Origin of the sequence: Nonomuraea jabiensis, assembly GCF_014204795.1 — a bacterium.
In the GTDB taxonomy this organism is placed as follows: Bacteria; Actinomycetota; Actinomycetes; order Streptosporangiales; family Streptosporangiaceae; genus Nonomuraea; species Nonomuraea jabiensis.
The window spans coordinates 3165055-3178883 of the sequence record NZ_JACHMB010000001.1 but is presented as its reverse complement, the minus strand read 5'-3'; the positions used below and the strand labels follow the sequence as shown (position 1 = coordinate 3178883).

Annotated in this window: 14 protein-coding genes; 8 read left to right on the top strand and 6 right to left on the bottom strand. The window is 72.9% G+C overall.

All coding sequences use genetic code 11. The annotated features are described in order from the left end of the window. The first annotated feature begins 25 nt into the window (after positions 1-25). The 5 genes from HD596_RS14100 (at position 26) to HD596_RS14080 (ending at position 2896) form a co-directional block, all read left to right on the top strand. Positions 26-418, top strand: a complete 393-nt coding sequence (locus HD596_RS14100; protein ID WP_185069685.1) for a hypothetical protein — start codon at positions 26-28, stop codon at positions 416-418. Between the two features lie 2 nt (positions 419-420). Beyond that, positions 421-816 carry a hypothetical protein gene (locus tag HD596_RS14095; RefSeq protein WP_185069684.1) on the top strand — a complete coding sequence of 132 codons (396 nt, stop codon included), beginning with the start codon at positions 421-423 and terminating at the stop codon, positions 814-816. Between the two features lie 73 nt (positions 817-889). After that, positions 890-2233, top strand: a complete 1344-nt coding sequence (locus HD596_RS14090; RefSeq protein ID WP_185069683.1) for a hypothetical protein — start codon at positions 890-892, stop codon at positions 2231-2233. 46 nt (positions 2234-2279) lie between these two features. After that, complete coding sequence (locus HD596_RS14085; RefSeq protein ID WP_185069682.1) at positions 2280-2630, top strand: ArsR/SmtB family transcription factor; 351 nt, start codon at positions 2280-2282, stop codon at positions 2628-2630. Beyond that, on the top strand, positions 2630-2896 hold the full coding sequence (locus HD596_RS14080) for a hypothetical protein (protein WP_185069681.1): 267 nt from the start codon (positions 2630-2632) through the stop codon (positions 2894-2896). The genes HD596_RS14085 and HD596_RS14080 overlap by 1 nt, the downstream gene beginning before the upstream one ends. Here HD596_RS14080 and HD596_RS14075 read toward each other — a convergent pair. Both HD596_RS14075 and HD596_RS14070 read right to left on the bottom strand, forming a co-directional pair. After that, positions 2879-3313 carry a phosphatase domain-containing protein gene (locus HD596_RS14075; protein ID WP_185069680.1) on the bottom strand — a complete coding sequence of 145 codons (435 nt, stop codon included), beginning with the start codon at positions 3311-3313 and terminating at the stop codon, positions 2879-2881. The genes HD596_RS14080 and HD596_RS14075 overlap by 18 nt on opposite strands. Positions 3314-3371: 58 nt before the next feature. Next, positions 3372-3959, bottom strand: coding sequence for a cadmium resistance transporter (locus HD596_RS14070; protein ID WP_185069679.1), 588 nt, complete (start codon positions 3957-3959; stop codon positions 3372-3374). 199 nt (positions 3960-4158) lie between these two features. Between HD596_RS14070 and HD596_RS14065 the strand changes: the two genes are divergently transcribed. Both HD596_RS14065 and HD596_RS14060 read left to right on the top strand, forming a co-directional pair. Continuing rightward, complete coding sequence (locus HD596_RS14065) at positions 4159-5028, top strand: hypothetical protein (protein WP_185069678.1); 870 nt, start codon at positions 4159-4161, stop codon at positions 5026-5028. A gap of 98 nt (positions 5029-5126) precedes the next feature. Further along, positions 5127-5828 (top strand): hypothetical protein, encoded by a 702-nt coding sequence (locus HD596_RS14060; RefSeq protein ID WP_185069677.1) that lies wholly within the window; start codon positions 5127-5129, stop codon positions 5826-5828. Here the strand turns inward: HD596_RS14060 and HD596_RS14055 are convergent. Genes HD596_RS14055 through HD596_RS64765 form a run of 3 tightly spaced genes read right to left on the bottom strand, consistent with a single transcriptional unit; the run spans position 5825 to position 11818 of the window. Then, entirely contained in the window at positions 5825-8401 is a 2577-nt protein-coding gene (locus HD596_RS14055) for a helix-turn-helix transcriptional regulator (protein WP_185069676.1), read from the bottom strand. The two genes, HD596_RS14060 and HD596_RS14055, sit on opposite strands and share 4 nt — an antisense overlap. 37 nt (positions 8402-8438) lie before the next feature. Beyond that, positions 8439-8600: a hypothetical protein gene (locus HD596_RS14050; RefSeq protein ID WP_185069675.1), complete on the bottom strand. Its 162-nt coding sequence runs from the start codon at positions 8598-8600 to the stop codon at positions 8439-8441. 35 nt (positions 8601-8635) lie between these two features. Then, positions 8636-11818, bottom strand: a complete 3183-nt coding sequence (locus HD596_RS64765) for an AfsR/SARP family transcriptional regulator (RefSeq protein WP_185069674.1) — start codon at positions 11816-11818, stop codon at positions 8636-8638. A 125-nt stretch (positions 11819-11943) separates the two neighbouring features. On the opposite strand from HD596_RS64765, the gene HD596_RS14040 reads away from it, so the two are divergent. Further along, the gene (locus HD596_RS14040; protein WP_185069673.1) at positions 11944-12462 is read left to right on the top strand and encodes a universal stress protein; all 519 of its coding nucleotides are present in this window, start codon (positions 11944-11946) and stop codon (positions 12460-12462) included. On the opposite strand, the gene pdxR is transcribed toward HD596_RS14040, so the two are convergent. Then, positions 12418-13809, bottom strand: a complete 1392-nt coding sequence (gene pdxR, locus HD596_RS14035) for a MocR-like pyridoxine biosynthesis transcription factor PdxR (RefSeq protein ID WP_185069672.1) — start codon at positions 13807-13809, stop codon at positions 12418-12420. The two genes, HD596_RS14040 and pdxR, sit on opposite strands and share 45 nt — an antisense overlap. Positions 13810-13829 lie beyond the last annotated feature (20 nt).

Genomic DNA, 13829 nt, shown 5'->3' with positions numbered 1-13829 from the left:
GCGTTATGGGACTACCGTCGTGCGTATGGCGATCCCCATTCCATCACGGCGGAATTCCGCGGACAACGACAAGGCCCCTGACACCCCCGCTCCACCGTCCTGGCCTATGTCGGCGCCCCGCCTTTCCGCCGAACCCAAGACACAATCCGGGGAAACAGCATCAATCATCGTAAATTTAGACAAGGCGACACTTGATGCGGTTCATCAAAAAGCGCGCGCCGATGGCCGTATGATTTCCGAGGTGATTCGCGCCGCGGTGGAGCGCGAAGTGGGCAACATGACGCATGCGACCATCTTGATCCAACGCTGGAACCTGCAGTGCGACGACCTCGACAGGGCGGCCGACGCTCTCAAGGTGGACCGGATTTCGGACGACGTGATGCTCAGGCTCGGCCTGCATCGGAATCAAGAGGATTGACCATGCTTCCTGGGCGCGTTCTCGATGTGGGAGCGCTCGTCGACATAGCGGTCGCGAAAACGAATCATTCTCGCAGCATCGCGGCGCTGTGCCTTTATCGGGGCGGCGGGCTGTGCATTCCCGCGACCGCCCTCACCCTCGTCTATTCGATCGTCCCGCTCGTCACGAAAGTCGAACTCTTCGATCTGATCAGCAGTTCCGCCGTCCAGGTCGACGACCTCACCGCGGGAAAGGTGCCCGACATCGCCGAGATCCTCGACGGGTCGAGCGACATCACCGCGGGCCACGTGATCTTATGCGCGCGGTCCACCCAGTGGCCGATCCTCACCGACCGCCCCGGCATCCTGCGCAACCTGGACCCGGCGATCCTCGTCGATCCCCTGCCTGAGCAGAACTGACCCATCAGGCCAGGGTGATGTCCGGTTCACCCACTATTGTGGGGGCCCCGACACACGAGGAAGCGGATCCACCTTGGCACATCGCGCCCTGGTCATCGCCCTGCTGCCCGCGATCGCGCTGCGGGCTCTCGCCGTGCTCGGCTACCCTCCGTCGATCCTCTTCTACGGCGACTCGTTCGCCTTCCTGCGCGAGGAGCTGACCCCCGGCACCACCAGGCCCTCCGGCTACTCGCTGCTGCTGGCGCTGCTGCGCCCCGCACACAGCCTCACGCTGGTGACGGTCCTGCAGCACCTGCTGATGCTGGCGCTGGCTGTGGCGGTCTACGCGCTGCTGAGGCGGCGCGGCCTGCCAGGCTGGGGCGCCGCCCTGCTGGTCACCCCGCTGCTGTACGACGAGTTCCTGGTGCTGCTCGAACACATGATCATGGCGGACGCGGTCTTCGTCGTGCTGGTCACGGTCGCGATCCTGCTCGTGGTCTGGCGCGTCACCCCCGCCACCGCCGCCGTCGGCGGCCTGCTGCTCGGCCTGGCCGGGATCACCAGGACGGTCGGCCTGCCGCTGCTGATCCTCACGGCCGCGTACCTGCTGATCAGGCGGTACGGCTGGCGCCCGCTCGTGGCGCTGCTGGTGGCGGGCGCGATCCCGCTGGGCGCGTACGCCACCTGGGCGAAGGTGGAGAAGGGGAAGTTCGCGCTGACCGAGGCGGACGGGAACTTCCTGTGGTCCAGGACCATGAGCTTCGCCGACTGCTCGGTGATCAAGCCTCCGGAGCGGCTGGCCGTGCTCTGCCCCAACATGCCGGTGGAGCAGCGCCCGTACCCGCCGTACTGGCTGTGGGAGAGCTTCTCCCCCCTGCTCAAGGTGCCGGGCACGGCCCATCGCAACCAGCTTGCCGGGGAGTTCGCCAGGGCGGCCATCCTCGCCCAGCCCGGCGAGTACGTCGCGGCGGTCGCGACCGACCTCACGCAGCTGCTGCGCTGGGAGCGTACGGCCGTGGACGAGAAGACGCCGTACAAGTTCCCCTCCGCGGAGCGGCCGCTGAGCGAGTCGGTACGCGGCATCGCCGAGTCGTACGAGGGCGGACCGGCCGCCACCCGGGTCGTGGAGCCGTTCGCGGGGTGGCTGCGGGCGTACCAGCGGTTCGGGTACGTGCCGTTCCCGCTGCTCATGCTGGCCCTGGTCGGGGCGCTGGCGACGGCGCTCGTGCGGCGGCGGTGGGACGCGCTGCTGCCCGGGGTCACGGCACTCGCGCTGGTCGCCTCGCCGCCGTTCCTGGCGGCCTACGACGTGCGTTACGTGATCCCGGCGATCCCGCTGGTCTGCCTGGCCCTGGGACTGGCCCTCGGCGCCCGGTCGCCGTCCCGGCAGGAACGGGCGGGGACCCCCAGTCCCGAGCTTTCCCGGAGCACCACCTGAGTGCTAGGCTCACCTGTAAGATAATCATTACACGTGACGGGAAGCCATGACAGTGCCGGGGCCGACAGGTGACGACCTGGTCGAGATCTTCGCGGCCCTGTCCAACCCGCTGCGGCTGCGCATCATGGCGGTGCTGGCGGACGGGCGCGACTATGTCAGCCACCTGGCCCGCGAGATCGGGGTGAGCCGCCCGCTCCTCCACATGCACCTGCAACGGCTCGAGGCGGCCGGGCTCATCACCGGCACCCTGGAGCTGTCCGACGACGGCAAGGCCATGAAGTACTACGAAGTCACGGACTTCAGCCTGCACCTGACCGCGTCGGCACTGGCCGAGGCGGCCAAGACACTCACCAGGCCGGACCCCGGGAAGGGGCCAGGACCCAAGGAGCACTCCTGATGATCGATTCTTGGCCCGCGGCGATCTTCTCGTTAGGGGTGCTGCTCGTGGTCGGCTTCCTGATCGCCCTTTTCGCCGTGGGAATGTTCGAGATGCGCAAGGCCAAGCTCGACGCCCACCAGGCGGACGACCTGCGGCAGCTCGTGCGCCGGTTCGAGCAGCTCGCCGAGAACACCATGGACGCCCAGCAGCGGATGGCCGCCGACCTGGCCGAGCTGCGCGCCCGCGCCACGTCGATCGAGCAGATCCTAAGAACGGTCGAATAGGGCGACGAAGCGGCGCTGCCAAGGGGTCTCGACGGCGTGCGAGTCGTAGTGCTCGCGTACGTAGGCGACGGCCCGGTCGCCGGGCACCCCGTCGAGCACGGCCAGGCAGGCCAGGGCCGTGCCGGTGCGGCCCCGGCCGCCGCCGCAGGCGACCTCGACGCGCTCGGACCCGGCGCGGTCCCACGCCTCGCGGAACGCGTGGGCGGCGGCGCCCCGGTCGGAGGGCAGCCAGAAGTCGGGCCAGCGCACCCACCGGTGCTCCCAGTCGACGGCCGGGGGCCGGCGGCCCAGCAGGTAGAGGGCGAACGTGGGGAGCGGCCCTTCGGGGAGCGGGCGCCGCAGCCCCCGGCCGCGCACCAGCCGGCCCGAGGGCAGCCGCAGCACTCCCGCCGCCATGGGCTCCCAGGTCGCTGTCATGGTGCGAGCGTAGCCGCGGGGACTGCCAGGACAGGCGATCTTCAGCTCTCGGCAGACTTCAGAGACCGAAGGCCCCGCCCTCCACGAGGATGACCACCCCGAGCCCGATCAAGACGAGGGGCAGCAGGATGTGTCCCCACCGGCTGAGCGCGCTGGCGACCAGCGGGCGGGTGGCGAAGAACCTGCCGGCCAGGCACCAGACGGCGACCAGGATCAGGAAGACGATCACGTACACGGCCATGCCCGAGGTGCCGGACGTGGCGAAGACGGGGACGTAGACCCCGATGTTGTCGCCGCCGTTGGCGAAGGTGACCGCGGCGACCTCCAGCGCCTTCGGCCCGCCGCCCCGCGCGGGCGGGTCGTCGTCGCCGCCGTCGGCGCGGTCGCGCCACGCCTGCCAGGCCGCCTTGAGGCCCAGGGCGAGGGGGAGCAGGCCGAGGTACGGGACGGCGGACGGGGGCAGGAACGTGGCCCCGAAGGCGGCCGCGACGGCGACCACGAGGATCCCGGCGAAGCCGATGTACTGCCCGAGGACGATCCGCAGGTGCCCGCTTCCCTGGGCGAAGAAGAGCGCCAGGATGACGAGGTCGTCGATGTTCGTGACGGCGAACAGGCCTGCTGCTTGCCCGATGATGCCCGCGTTCACGCCTGGAACCGTACCGGACCGCTCTGGAACGCTCCCCGCTGGAGGACTGCCCGTGATTTTGACAGATGCCCTGACATCTGGGCCTCCAGCTTTCTGACGCAGATTGCGGCGTATGTGGTCACACCTGGTGAACTCTCGCTCATCCTTTGTTATGGTCACTCACTGTCCAGAAACGGACACCCTTTACCCGAGGAGGATCATGAGGACCCCGAGGACCGTCGCCATCACTGCGGCTGTGGCGGCGACAGTCGCTCCCCTGCTGGCCATCGCGACCCCGGCGAGCGCCCAGCAGTCCACCGAGACCACCAAGAGCGTCCAGAGCCTTCCGGTGCTGGACTGGCTCTCACTCGATAGCCTCAACCCGACCGAGCAGCTCAAGAAGGTCAAGCAGCTGCTCGGCACCGGCTACGTTCCCGAAGCGTTGAGCGTGACCAACGCCGCCAACCCGCAGTACACGTCCGTCTGGATCAAGGACGCCACCCGCAAGGTGAGCGTCCTGCAGGGCCTGTCGGCGACCGACCTGCCGACGCGCATCACCGAGCAGGCGAAGAGCGGCTTCGTGCCGACCATGATCAGCGGCACGGGCTCGGGGCCTGGTGCCATCTTCGCGGCGGTCTTCGAGAAGACGACCGAGAAGGTCCAGTCCAAGCTCAACATGACCAAGGACGTCTTCGCGTCCGTCAACGCCCAGCTCTCGGCCGCCGGCTTCAGCGTCGCCTCGCTGGACGTGTACGGCACGGTCGAGAAGCCGCTCTACGCGGCCGTCTGGGTCGCCGGGGCCGCCACGGGCACCGTCCAGGTGACCACCGGCCAGACGGTCGAGCAGCGCGGCAAGGAGCTCCTGGCCAAGACCAAGCAGGGGCTGCGCCCCGTCCTCATGGCCGTCGAGCCCGGCAAGCTCTACACCACCGTGTGGAGCAAGGGCAGCGCGACCGGCCTGAAGGAGTACCTGAACCTGTCCAAGCTGACCTACACGCTCAAGGCCACCGAGCTGAAGGCGCTGGGCTACCGTCCCGAGGTCCTGGACACCGAGGGCAGCACCATCGCGGCGATCTGGAGCAAGGGCTAAGACCTGGATCGTGGTGCCGCGCACCGGCGATCAGCGGACACACCCGTCTGGTCGCCGGAACGCGGGCATAATGGCGGACAATGCCGGAAATTCGGGAATTGTCTGAGTATGCGGCGGCCATCGCGCCCGTCATCGACGCGGCCCAGGTCAACGTGCACGCCTCCGCCCGCAGAGCGATCACCGCACTGGCCGAGACCGCCGGCGTGAGCACTGGATTCCTGTACGACCTGAGGTTCGTGCTGCCGCTGCGCCCGCTGACCCGAGCCGGCCTGGGCGCGATCTACCGCTACCGCGACGCGGCCGAGCGAGAGGCCGGGATCCGGGAGCACCTGAGCGAGGGCACCCTGGCCGAGGACGAAGGCGGGGCGCTGAGGGCGACGGCCTCGGGGCTGGCGTTCATCCGGAAGCTGTACGAGGCGCACGGCGCCGCCGCCGCGCGGAGCTGGGCAGGGCAGGACCTGCCCCGGCTGGCGCACCTGGCCGGCAGGGTGCTCGACCGGGCCGAGCGGCTGCCGGGCGGCGCGCTCGAACTCGTCTCACCTCCCTACGAGCCCGAGGGGAGCGAGCCGGGCCTGCTCCTGTTCAACCGGCTGGCCGTCCTCCGCTACCACCGCGCCGACGCCCACGCCCGGGCCTGGCAGGCGGAGGGCCTGTCCGCGGCCGAGATCGTCGGCCTGCGGGACGGGCCCGTCCGCGCGCGGATCGAGGCGGAGACCAACCTGCGGGCCGCGCGGCCGTACCAGGCGCTGGCCGAGGACGAGCGGCAGGCGCTGTACGACGGCCTGATGAAGCTGATCTAGAGCGCCGCCAGCAGGCGGCCCGCCTGGGTGCGGTCGTTCACGCCGAGCTTGTCGTAGGCCGCCTGCAAATGATTGGCGGCCGTACGCGTGGACAGCGTGAGCCGGTCGGCGATCTGCCGGTTGGTCAGCCCGGCGGCCGCGAGCTGGAGGATCTCCCGCTGGCGCGGCGTCAGCTCGGGCGTGGCCAGCTCCACCAGCGCCGGGGTCGACACGCCCGGGCAGCGCCTGGCCAGCGCCCACGCCCTGGTCTGCGCCCCCTTGGCCAGCGAGCCGCGGCCCGCGTCCCGGTGCGCCGCCGCCTCCTGGGCCGTGGCCTCGGCCGCGTACAGGAGCATCCCGAGCCGCTCGAACTCCCCGGCCACCGCGCGGAGCTCGACCGGGTCGCCGATCGCGCGGGCGTGCCTGGCCAGGAGCGCGGCCAGGAGGCCGTCCACCCGGCCGGCCAGCCTGGCGAACTGGTCGGGAGCGCCGAGCCGTACCAGGTCGTGCAGCGCGAACATCAGGCCGGCGTGCAGCTCGTGCCGCTCGGCGTGGTCCGCCGCCGCCAGGCACAGCCGTACCGCCTCGTCGAGCTCGCCGCCGCAGGCCGCCACCCACACCGCGGCCTGCAGCACGTGCTGCCGGGTGAAGGCCCACCTGGACGCCGTCGCGCCGGCCTCCGCCAGCACCTCCCGGGCCTGCGCCGTACGGCCCAGCAGCGCCAGCGCGTGCGCCTGCTCGGCCAGCACCCGCCCCAGGTAGGGCTCCCGCCCGGGCATCCTGGCCAGGTCGTCCCGGCACCAGCGCAGCGCCCCCGCGACATCCCCGCGCAACCGCCCGGCCATCGCCCGGTACGCCGCGAACCCCGACACCGACAGCTCGGCCGCCGGCAGCTCCATCCCCTGCTCCGCCGACCGGTCCGCCGCCTCCAGCAGGCCCGCGAACGTCTGGGCGGCGCAGAGCGCGTCCAGGAAGCTCGGCAGCGCGTGCGGCGCCTCGTCCCGCCAGCTGTCCACGCTCTCCAGCGTGCGCGCGGCGATGGCGAGGCTCTCTCGGGTACGCCCCGAGTACGCCGCGACCCACGCCTCCATGGACGCCGCGTGCGCGTCGGCGCGCGGCGACATCGGCCCGTACGAACGGGACCGCGCCAGCGAGCGCGCCGCCCCGGTCAGCCGCCCGGCGAAGCAGTCCGTCACGGCGCGGTAGACGTGCGCCTCCTGCAGCCAGACCGGCTCGGTCAGCGTCGCGGCGGCCAGGTCGAGCACCTCGCACGCCTCGGCGTCCGCGCCCGCCCACGCCAGGTTGATCCCCAGGCTGAAGGAGTGCTGGGCGCGGTCGGCCTCGGTGACCGCGTCGCGGGCCGCCCGACGCAGCGCCGACAGCGCCGCGTCCGCGTCGCCCAGCACCATGAGCACCTCGCCGAGCACCGCGACCGCGGCCACGCCCCCGCCCGCGTCGATCGCGGCCCTGGCCAGGCGTTCGGCCAGGTGGGGATCCTGCCTGCCCCAGGCCAGCCGGGCGGCCGACACCAGCATCTCGGGGGCCGTGACCGAGCCGGAGTCCAGCCGCCACACGGCCGCGCGCAGCTCGTCCTCGCGCCGCCGCAGCCCGCTGGCCTCCAGCGCGTCGGCCAGCATCCGCAGCCGCCGCCGCGTCCGCAGCGTGCCGCAGCCGCCGCGGACCACCTCGCCGTAGAGAGGGTGGCCGAGCCGCAGCTGCTCGCGCCTGCCCTCGCTGGCGGCCACGACCAGGCCGCGGTCCTCGACCCGCTCGACCGCCCGGGCCGAGGTCAGCGACACCAGCAGCTCCGTGCCCAGCGGCTCCCCGAACGCCACCAGCTCCAGCACCTCGCGCTCGTCCTCGTCGAGGTGGCCGATCCGGTCGCCCACCAGCTCGCGCAGCCTGGTCGTCATGGACAGCTCGCCCCGCCAGCGCCACTGCCCGTCCCGCTCGGCCAGGCAGCCCGTGTTGCGCCCCGCCTGCACGACCTCGCGCAGGTAGAGGACGTTCCCCTCGCTGACCCGCGCCAGGTGCCGTACGGTCTCCGCGGCGACCTCGCCGCCGAGCGCGCCCGCGAGCGCCTGCCCGACCTCGGCCCTCGTCAGCGGCGGCAGCTCGATCCTGTCGAGCAGTTCGTCCTTCCACAGCGCGGCCACCGGAGCCGGCTGCGGCTCCCCGGACCGCACCGTCACCAGGACGCGCGCCGCGCCGCTGTCGGCCAGGTAGTGCACCAGCGCCGCGGAGGCCGGGTCCAGCCGGTGCGCGTCGTCCACGCTGACCAGCAGCTCGCCCCGGGGCGCGCGCTCGCGCAGGTGGCGGGCGGCCCAGCTCAGCAGGTTCTCGCCGCCCTCCGGCGGCCCCGTGAGCACGTGCGCGAACGCCCCGAACGGGATCATCGACGCCGTCTCCGTGCCGAGCGCGCGCACCACCGCATAGCCCGGTAACCCGGCCAGCGCCTCCGCCGCCAGCCTGCTCTTCCCGACCCCGGCCTCACCGGCGATCATCACGCCCGCACCCGACCGCAGCGCCGCCCGCACGGTCGTGAGCGGCCCCCCTCGCCCGACGAACGGCCAACCGCTCCCCTGCTCGCTCATCGCGCCTCCTCTCGACAACCATCGTCGGCGCGGAGGTTCAGGCCGAGTTCGTGTTGAGTCCGGCGGCGGAACGCAGGAGGTCGAGAAGGGCTTCCGTGCCGCTGAACGGCACCGGCTCGCCGCCCACCTCTTCGAGCAGCCCGCGGAGCTGGCCGCCGGATTGCTCGGGCTCGACCAGCCGGACGATGACCGTTCTCATCTGGAAACCATCTCGCCGGGCGGTTCAGGTCTGGTTCAGGTGGGGTACGGGGCGGGCTCGACCTCCAGCTCACGCATGCGTTCGGCGTAGAGGTGGTAGCGCCTGCGGGCGTCGCCGCGGCGGCCGGCCAGGTCGAGCACCCGCACCAGGCCCAGGTGGGCGCGCTCGTCGTAGCGGTCGCGCTCCAGCAGCCGCAGCCAGTAGCGGGCGGACTCGTCGTAGCGCCGCTCGCCCGCCCGCGCCGCCGCGAGCCTGGCCGCCGCCTGCGTGTAGGCCAGCCGGGCCTGCTCGCGCAGCCCCACGGCCCAGTCCGCGTACGGGTCCTCCTCGCAGAACTCCCCGCCGTACGCGCTCTCGGCCGCCGTCCACCGCTCCAGCGCCTCGGCCGTACGTCCCGCCTGGTCCAGCCGTACGGCCTGAGCCACCAGATCCAGAAATTTCTCGACATCGACGTCTACATTGGACAGATCAAGCCGTAACGCGCCCTCATCCGAGACCACGATCTCGTCCGCCGGCCTTTCGTGCGCCGGATCCAGCACCGCGCGCAGCGTGGACACCATCACGTTCAGCCGGCGCAGCCCGACCGCCTCGCCCTCCTGGTCCGGCCAGAGGATCTCCACCAGCCGTTCCCTGCCGATCCCGCTCCCCCTCCGGCTGACCAGGATCTTCAGCAGGTCACGCGCCTTGCGCGACTGCCAGGCCGTACGCGGGACCGGAACGCCGCCCCGCAGCACCCGGAACGTTCCCAAAGTCTCGACGATCACCCTCGCGCCCGGCGCGGGAGCGGCGCGGGCGATCAGCGCGTCGATCCGGTCGTCGAGCGCCCGGCAGCCGATGGCGTGCATGCGCTCGCGCACCCCGGCCGCCAGCTCGCCGCCGGTCGCCGGGTCGGCCAGAGCCGCCCTGACCAGCTCGGCCCTGGCCTGCCCCACCGGGTCGCCGAGCATCGTCCACGTGCGCACGGCCTCGTCGGCCGCCCGCGCGTCGCCGTCCAGCTCGGCCCGCAGCTCGGCGATGGCGGCCTGCGCGGCGTGGTCCCTGCGGCTCACCGCGACGGGCTCGGTCTCGTCGAGCAGCGCCCTGGCGTCGTCGTGCCGCCCGCCCGCCAGCGCCACGCGGGCGGCCACGACCCTGGCGCTCACCCCCGCGATGCCTTCGGTGTGTTCGAGCGCCTGCTCGGCGACGCGGGCGGCCTCGGCCGGATCGTCGTCGGCCAGCAGCTCGGCGAGGCCGTTGAGCGCGTTGGACAGCGACTGCACCTCGCCCGACGGCCCCAAATCGGCGATGACCCGCCGGTAGATCGCCGCCGCCGTCCTGCGGTCACCGCGCAGGACGTTGATCTCGGCGAGCCGGTTCAGGCCGGTGCCGACCAGGCGGGAGCCCATCGCCTCCCACCTGGCCACCGCGTCGGCGGCCTCGGTGGCCGCCTCCTCCAGGCGGCCGAGGCCGATCAGGGCCTTGGCGCGGTTGGAGACGTTCAGGGCGGCATAGGGGGCGAACGACACCAGGTCGGACAGCCGGCCTCCGATCTCCGTCTCGGCCAGCGCCTCGGCGTAGGCGCCCTCGTCCAGGTGGCGGGAGGCCCGGTTGGCGTGAATGCGGATGAGCTGGACGATGTCGCCCGCGCGTTCGGCGTACTCCAGGGCGCGCAGGTAGTGGGCGTCGTTGGCGCGGCGGTCCCCGTCGAGCGCGGCGAGCATGGCCAGGACCGTGTTGGCCATGGCCAGCGCGCTCGGGTCGCCCAGGCTGCTGGCCTGCTCGAGCGCCTTGTCGGCGAGCTCGGCGCAGCCCGCCCGGTCGCCCTTCAGCCAGAGCACCGACGCCGTGGACGCGGCGCACATGGCGGCGTCGGCGGGCGGCAGGCCGTACTCGTATCCCCTGGCGTAGCCGGCCAGGGCCGCGTCGAGGTCGCCGCGCAGGTGGTCGATGAGGCCGAGCCGCCTGGCCACGAACGCGTCGAACGCCGGGCCCTCGGCGGCCCGGGCGAGCAGGTCGCGGGCGCGGGTCCAGTGGCCGCGGTTCTGCTCGGCGACGCCGGCCAGCTTGATCATGGTGGGCGCGTTCCTGGCGGCCTCGGGCAGCAGCTCCAGCGCCGCGACCACGTCCCCGCGCTCGGCCAGGCGCAGGCCGTACGCGTCGAGGAGCGCGGCCGCCAGGCCCGGGTGCTCGGTCGCGACGGCGGCCCGCAGGGCCAGCTCGGGCTGGTCGTGCTCGACGTACCAGCGGGACGCGACCGCCGCCACGTCGTGGGCCTCGTGCCGGTCGAGCGGCGCGTTCTTGGCCAGCACGTGGCGGCTGGTCAAGGTCAGGCGGTGGCCGTCCTGACCGGCCTCGAGGAAGAGGCCGCGGCTGGTGAGCGAGTCGAGCGTGTCGGGCGGCGCGCCGAGCGTGGCGGCCAGCCCGGCGGTCAGCACGGGCAGGACGGTGGCGGCCCGCAGCAGCTCGCGCATCGCCGGCGGCAGGTCCTCGAACGCGGCCAGCGTGAGGCGTTCGAGCGTGGCGGAGTTGGCGGCCAGCCCGGCGGCTGTGCGCGGCCAGCCGGACGGGTCCTCGCGGGCCAGCGCGTCGAGCGCGGCCTGCACGGCGGCGGGCCAGCCGCCGCAGGCGTCGTGGAGCGTGGCGGCGACGGCCGCGCCCTGCTCGCCCAGCCGGTCGTGGGCCCAGGCGGCCGTCTCGTCCGGGGTGAGCGCGAGATCGGTCGCGTCGAGGTCGAGCACCTCGTGGTCCTGGCGCAGCCGGGCGGTCGGGAACGGCAGCGGCGCCCGCGACGCGGTCACCAGGTGCAGGTGCCGGGGGGCGACGCGGACCAGCGTCTCCACGTAACGCACCGAGCCCGGGGCGCCCGCGATGGCGTCGATGCCGTCGAAGACCAGCGCGAGGCCGCGCCGCAGCCGCCTGGCCAGCGCCTCGGCCAGCGCGCCCGCCAGCGCCGCCGCCCTGGACAGCTCGTCGGCGTCAGGACCGAGCGGGGCGTCGGCGGCGGTCACCAGGTCGGCGGGCAGCCCGGCCACCCGATCCGACAGAGCCGATGCCACCGCTCCCGCCAGCGTGGGAAGATCACGATCAGCGGGCCCGAGCCGGTGCAGCACCGCGCCGACGGCCTGGCTCCACCCTGCCAGGGCGGTCGACTTCCCGTAGCCTGTAGTTGCGACGATCGAGGTGAGCCTGTACGTGAGCGCCCCGTCCAGCCGCCGGTCGAGGGCGGGACGGGGTCGCACCCACCCTCGTTCCACCCCCGCATGCTACGCCGGGGTTCGCGAGGGACTCCATAGTTCGGAAAGTGCCACCTCCCGGTAAGAGACCGGCGGGCGCACTATGGTCGTACTTCTTGACAGGAGGCACCGTGGAACAGGAACTGCCCGGCGGTGCGAGGCTGATCGTGGGGGTGGACGAGTCCCCGGCCTCGCGCTGGGCGCTTGCCTGGGCCATCGGTGCGGCCAGGCTGCACCGGATGGCCCTGGTCGCCGTACACGTCAGCCGCGCGCCCGTCCACCCCTTCCCCGAGGCTCTGCCCGTCCAGCACGCGCTCCGAGCCGGCGAGGAGGCGCGCTGCGGCGAGGTGATCGCCGGCGTGTTCGACGACGTCGCGGGCGGCGTGCCCGACGACATCAGAACGGCGGTGATCGGCCGGGTCGGCGATCCCGGCTACCACCTCGTCGACCTGGCCCGCGAGGGCGACCTGCTGGTGCTGGGGCGGAGCCGGCGCGGGCTGCTCAGCCGCATCTTCCTGCCCTCGACCAGCATGTACTGTGCCCGCCACGCGCGGACCACGGTCGTGATCGTGCAGCAGCCGGCGCCGCCCGACGACCCCGAGCTGTCAGGGGAGCGGGCCCGCCGGTTCTGGAGCCGCCGCCATCCGTAGGCGCCTGAGTCCTTCGGGGATGTCGTCCCTGGTGATGCCGCCGTAGCCGAGGACCACGCCGGGCTGGGCCGGGCTCTCGCCGCAGTACGCCGCCAGCGGCTCCACCGCCAGATCCGGCGCCGCGCGTACCTCCACGCCAGGGGCCAGCCGGGCGCACAGGTGCAGGCCCGCGGTGGACGGGACCACCCGCAGCCGCTCGTCGCCCGCCAGCGTCTCGGCGATCAGGGCGTGCCTGGCGGCGTACTCGCGGGTCGCCTTCCTGATGTGCCTGGACAGGAGCCCCTCGTCGATGAAGCGGGCCAGGGCGGCCTGCGCGGGCACGTCGCTGTGCCAGTCGGACAGCTGCTTGGCCGCGGCCAGCGCCGGGGCCAGCGAGGCCGGGGCGACGAGGAAGCCGAGCCTGAGCATGGGGAGCAGGGTCTTGGAGAAGGAGCCCACGTAGATGACGCGGCCTGCGCGGTCGAGGCTCTGGAGGGGTTCGAGCGGGCGGTCGCCGAAGCGGAACTCGCTGTCGTAGTCGTCCTCGATCACCACCGCCCTGCGGCGCTCGGCCCAGGCCAGCAGGGCGGTGCGGCGGCCCAGCGACATGGGCGTGCCCAGCGGGAACTGGTGCGACGGGGTGACGTACACGATGCGGGCGGCACGGGGGATGGCCCGGACGTCGATGCCCTCGGCGTCCACCGGCACGCCGGCCACGCGGGCGCCGAGCGAGCGGAACAGCAGCCGGGCGGGCGGGTAGCCGGGCTCCTCGACGGCCACGCAGGCCCCCGGCTCGATCAGGACGCGGCCGATGAGGTCGAGCGCCTGCTGGGCGCCGTTCGTGATCAGCACGTCGTCGGGGCCGGCGTGGACCGAGCGGCTGATCCCTATATGACGTGAAATGGCCTCTCTCAGCGGCTCATATCCGGCAGGGCTGCTGTACGCGGCGGCGCTCACCCGCAGCTCGCGGGCCACCAGCCGGCGCCAGCTCTCTATGGGGAACAGGCGCGGGTCCGGCATGCCGACGCGGAAGTCGTACCGGGCTCCCCGCATGGCTCGCGGGGCCTCGATCCCCTGCCAGAACGCCCTCGGCCGCACCACGCCCTTCGGGGCCGCCCTGCCGCGCACCGGCTCCCCCGACACGAACGTGCCCGCCCCCGCCCGTCCCACCAGGAACCCGTCGGCGACCAGGCGGTCATAGGCCACGGCGACCGTGTTCCTGGAGATCTCCAGGCGGCGCGCCAGCTCCCTGGTCGGGGGCAGCCGCTCGCCCGACCTGAGCCGGCCGTCGAGAATGGCGTCGAGCAGCTGCCGGTAGACCTGCGCGGCCAGGTCACCCCGGCCGTGGAGGCTGATGTGAACGTCCATCTTGGCCCAATCACTTTCCC

Bases quoted from the DNA above. Each gene is read 5' to 3' on its own strand.
- HD596_RS14065 (WP_185069678.1), top strand. From the start codon at position 4,159: ATGAGGACCCCGAGGACCGTCGCCATCACTGCGGCTGTGGCGGCGACA.
- HD596_RS14055 (WP_185069676.1), bottom strand. From the start codon at position 8,401: ATGAGCGAGCAGGGGAGCGGTTGGCCGTTCGTCGGGCGAGGGGGGCCG.
- HD596_RS14075 (WP_185069680.1), bottom strand. From the start codon at position 3,313: ATGACAGCGACCTGGGAGCCCATGGCGGCGGGAGTGCTGCGGCTGCCC.
- HD596_RS14095 (WP_185069684.1), top strand. From the start codon at position 421: ATGCTTCCTGGGCGCGTTCTCGATGTGGGAGCGCTCGTCGACATAGCG.
- pdxR (WP_185069672.1), bottom strand. From the start codon at position 13,809: ATGGACGTTCACATCAGCCTCCACGGCCGGGGTGACCTGGCCGCGCAG.
- HD596_RS14085 (WP_185069682.1), top strand. From the start codon at position 2,280: ATGACAGTGCCGGGGCCGACAGGTGACGACCTGGTCGAGATCTTCGCG.
- HD596_RS14050 (WP_185069675.1), bottom strand. From the start codon at position 8,600: ATGAGAACGGTCATCGTCCGGCTGGTCGAGCCCGAGCAATCCGGCGGC.
- HD596_RS14080 (WP_185069681.1), top strand. From the start codon at position 2,630: ATGATCGATTCTTGGCCCGCGGCGATCTTCTCGTTAGGGGTGCTGCTC.
- HD596_RS14100 (WP_185069685.1), top strand. From the start codon at position 26: ATGGCGATCCCCATTCCATCACGGCGGAATTCCGCGGACAACGACAAG.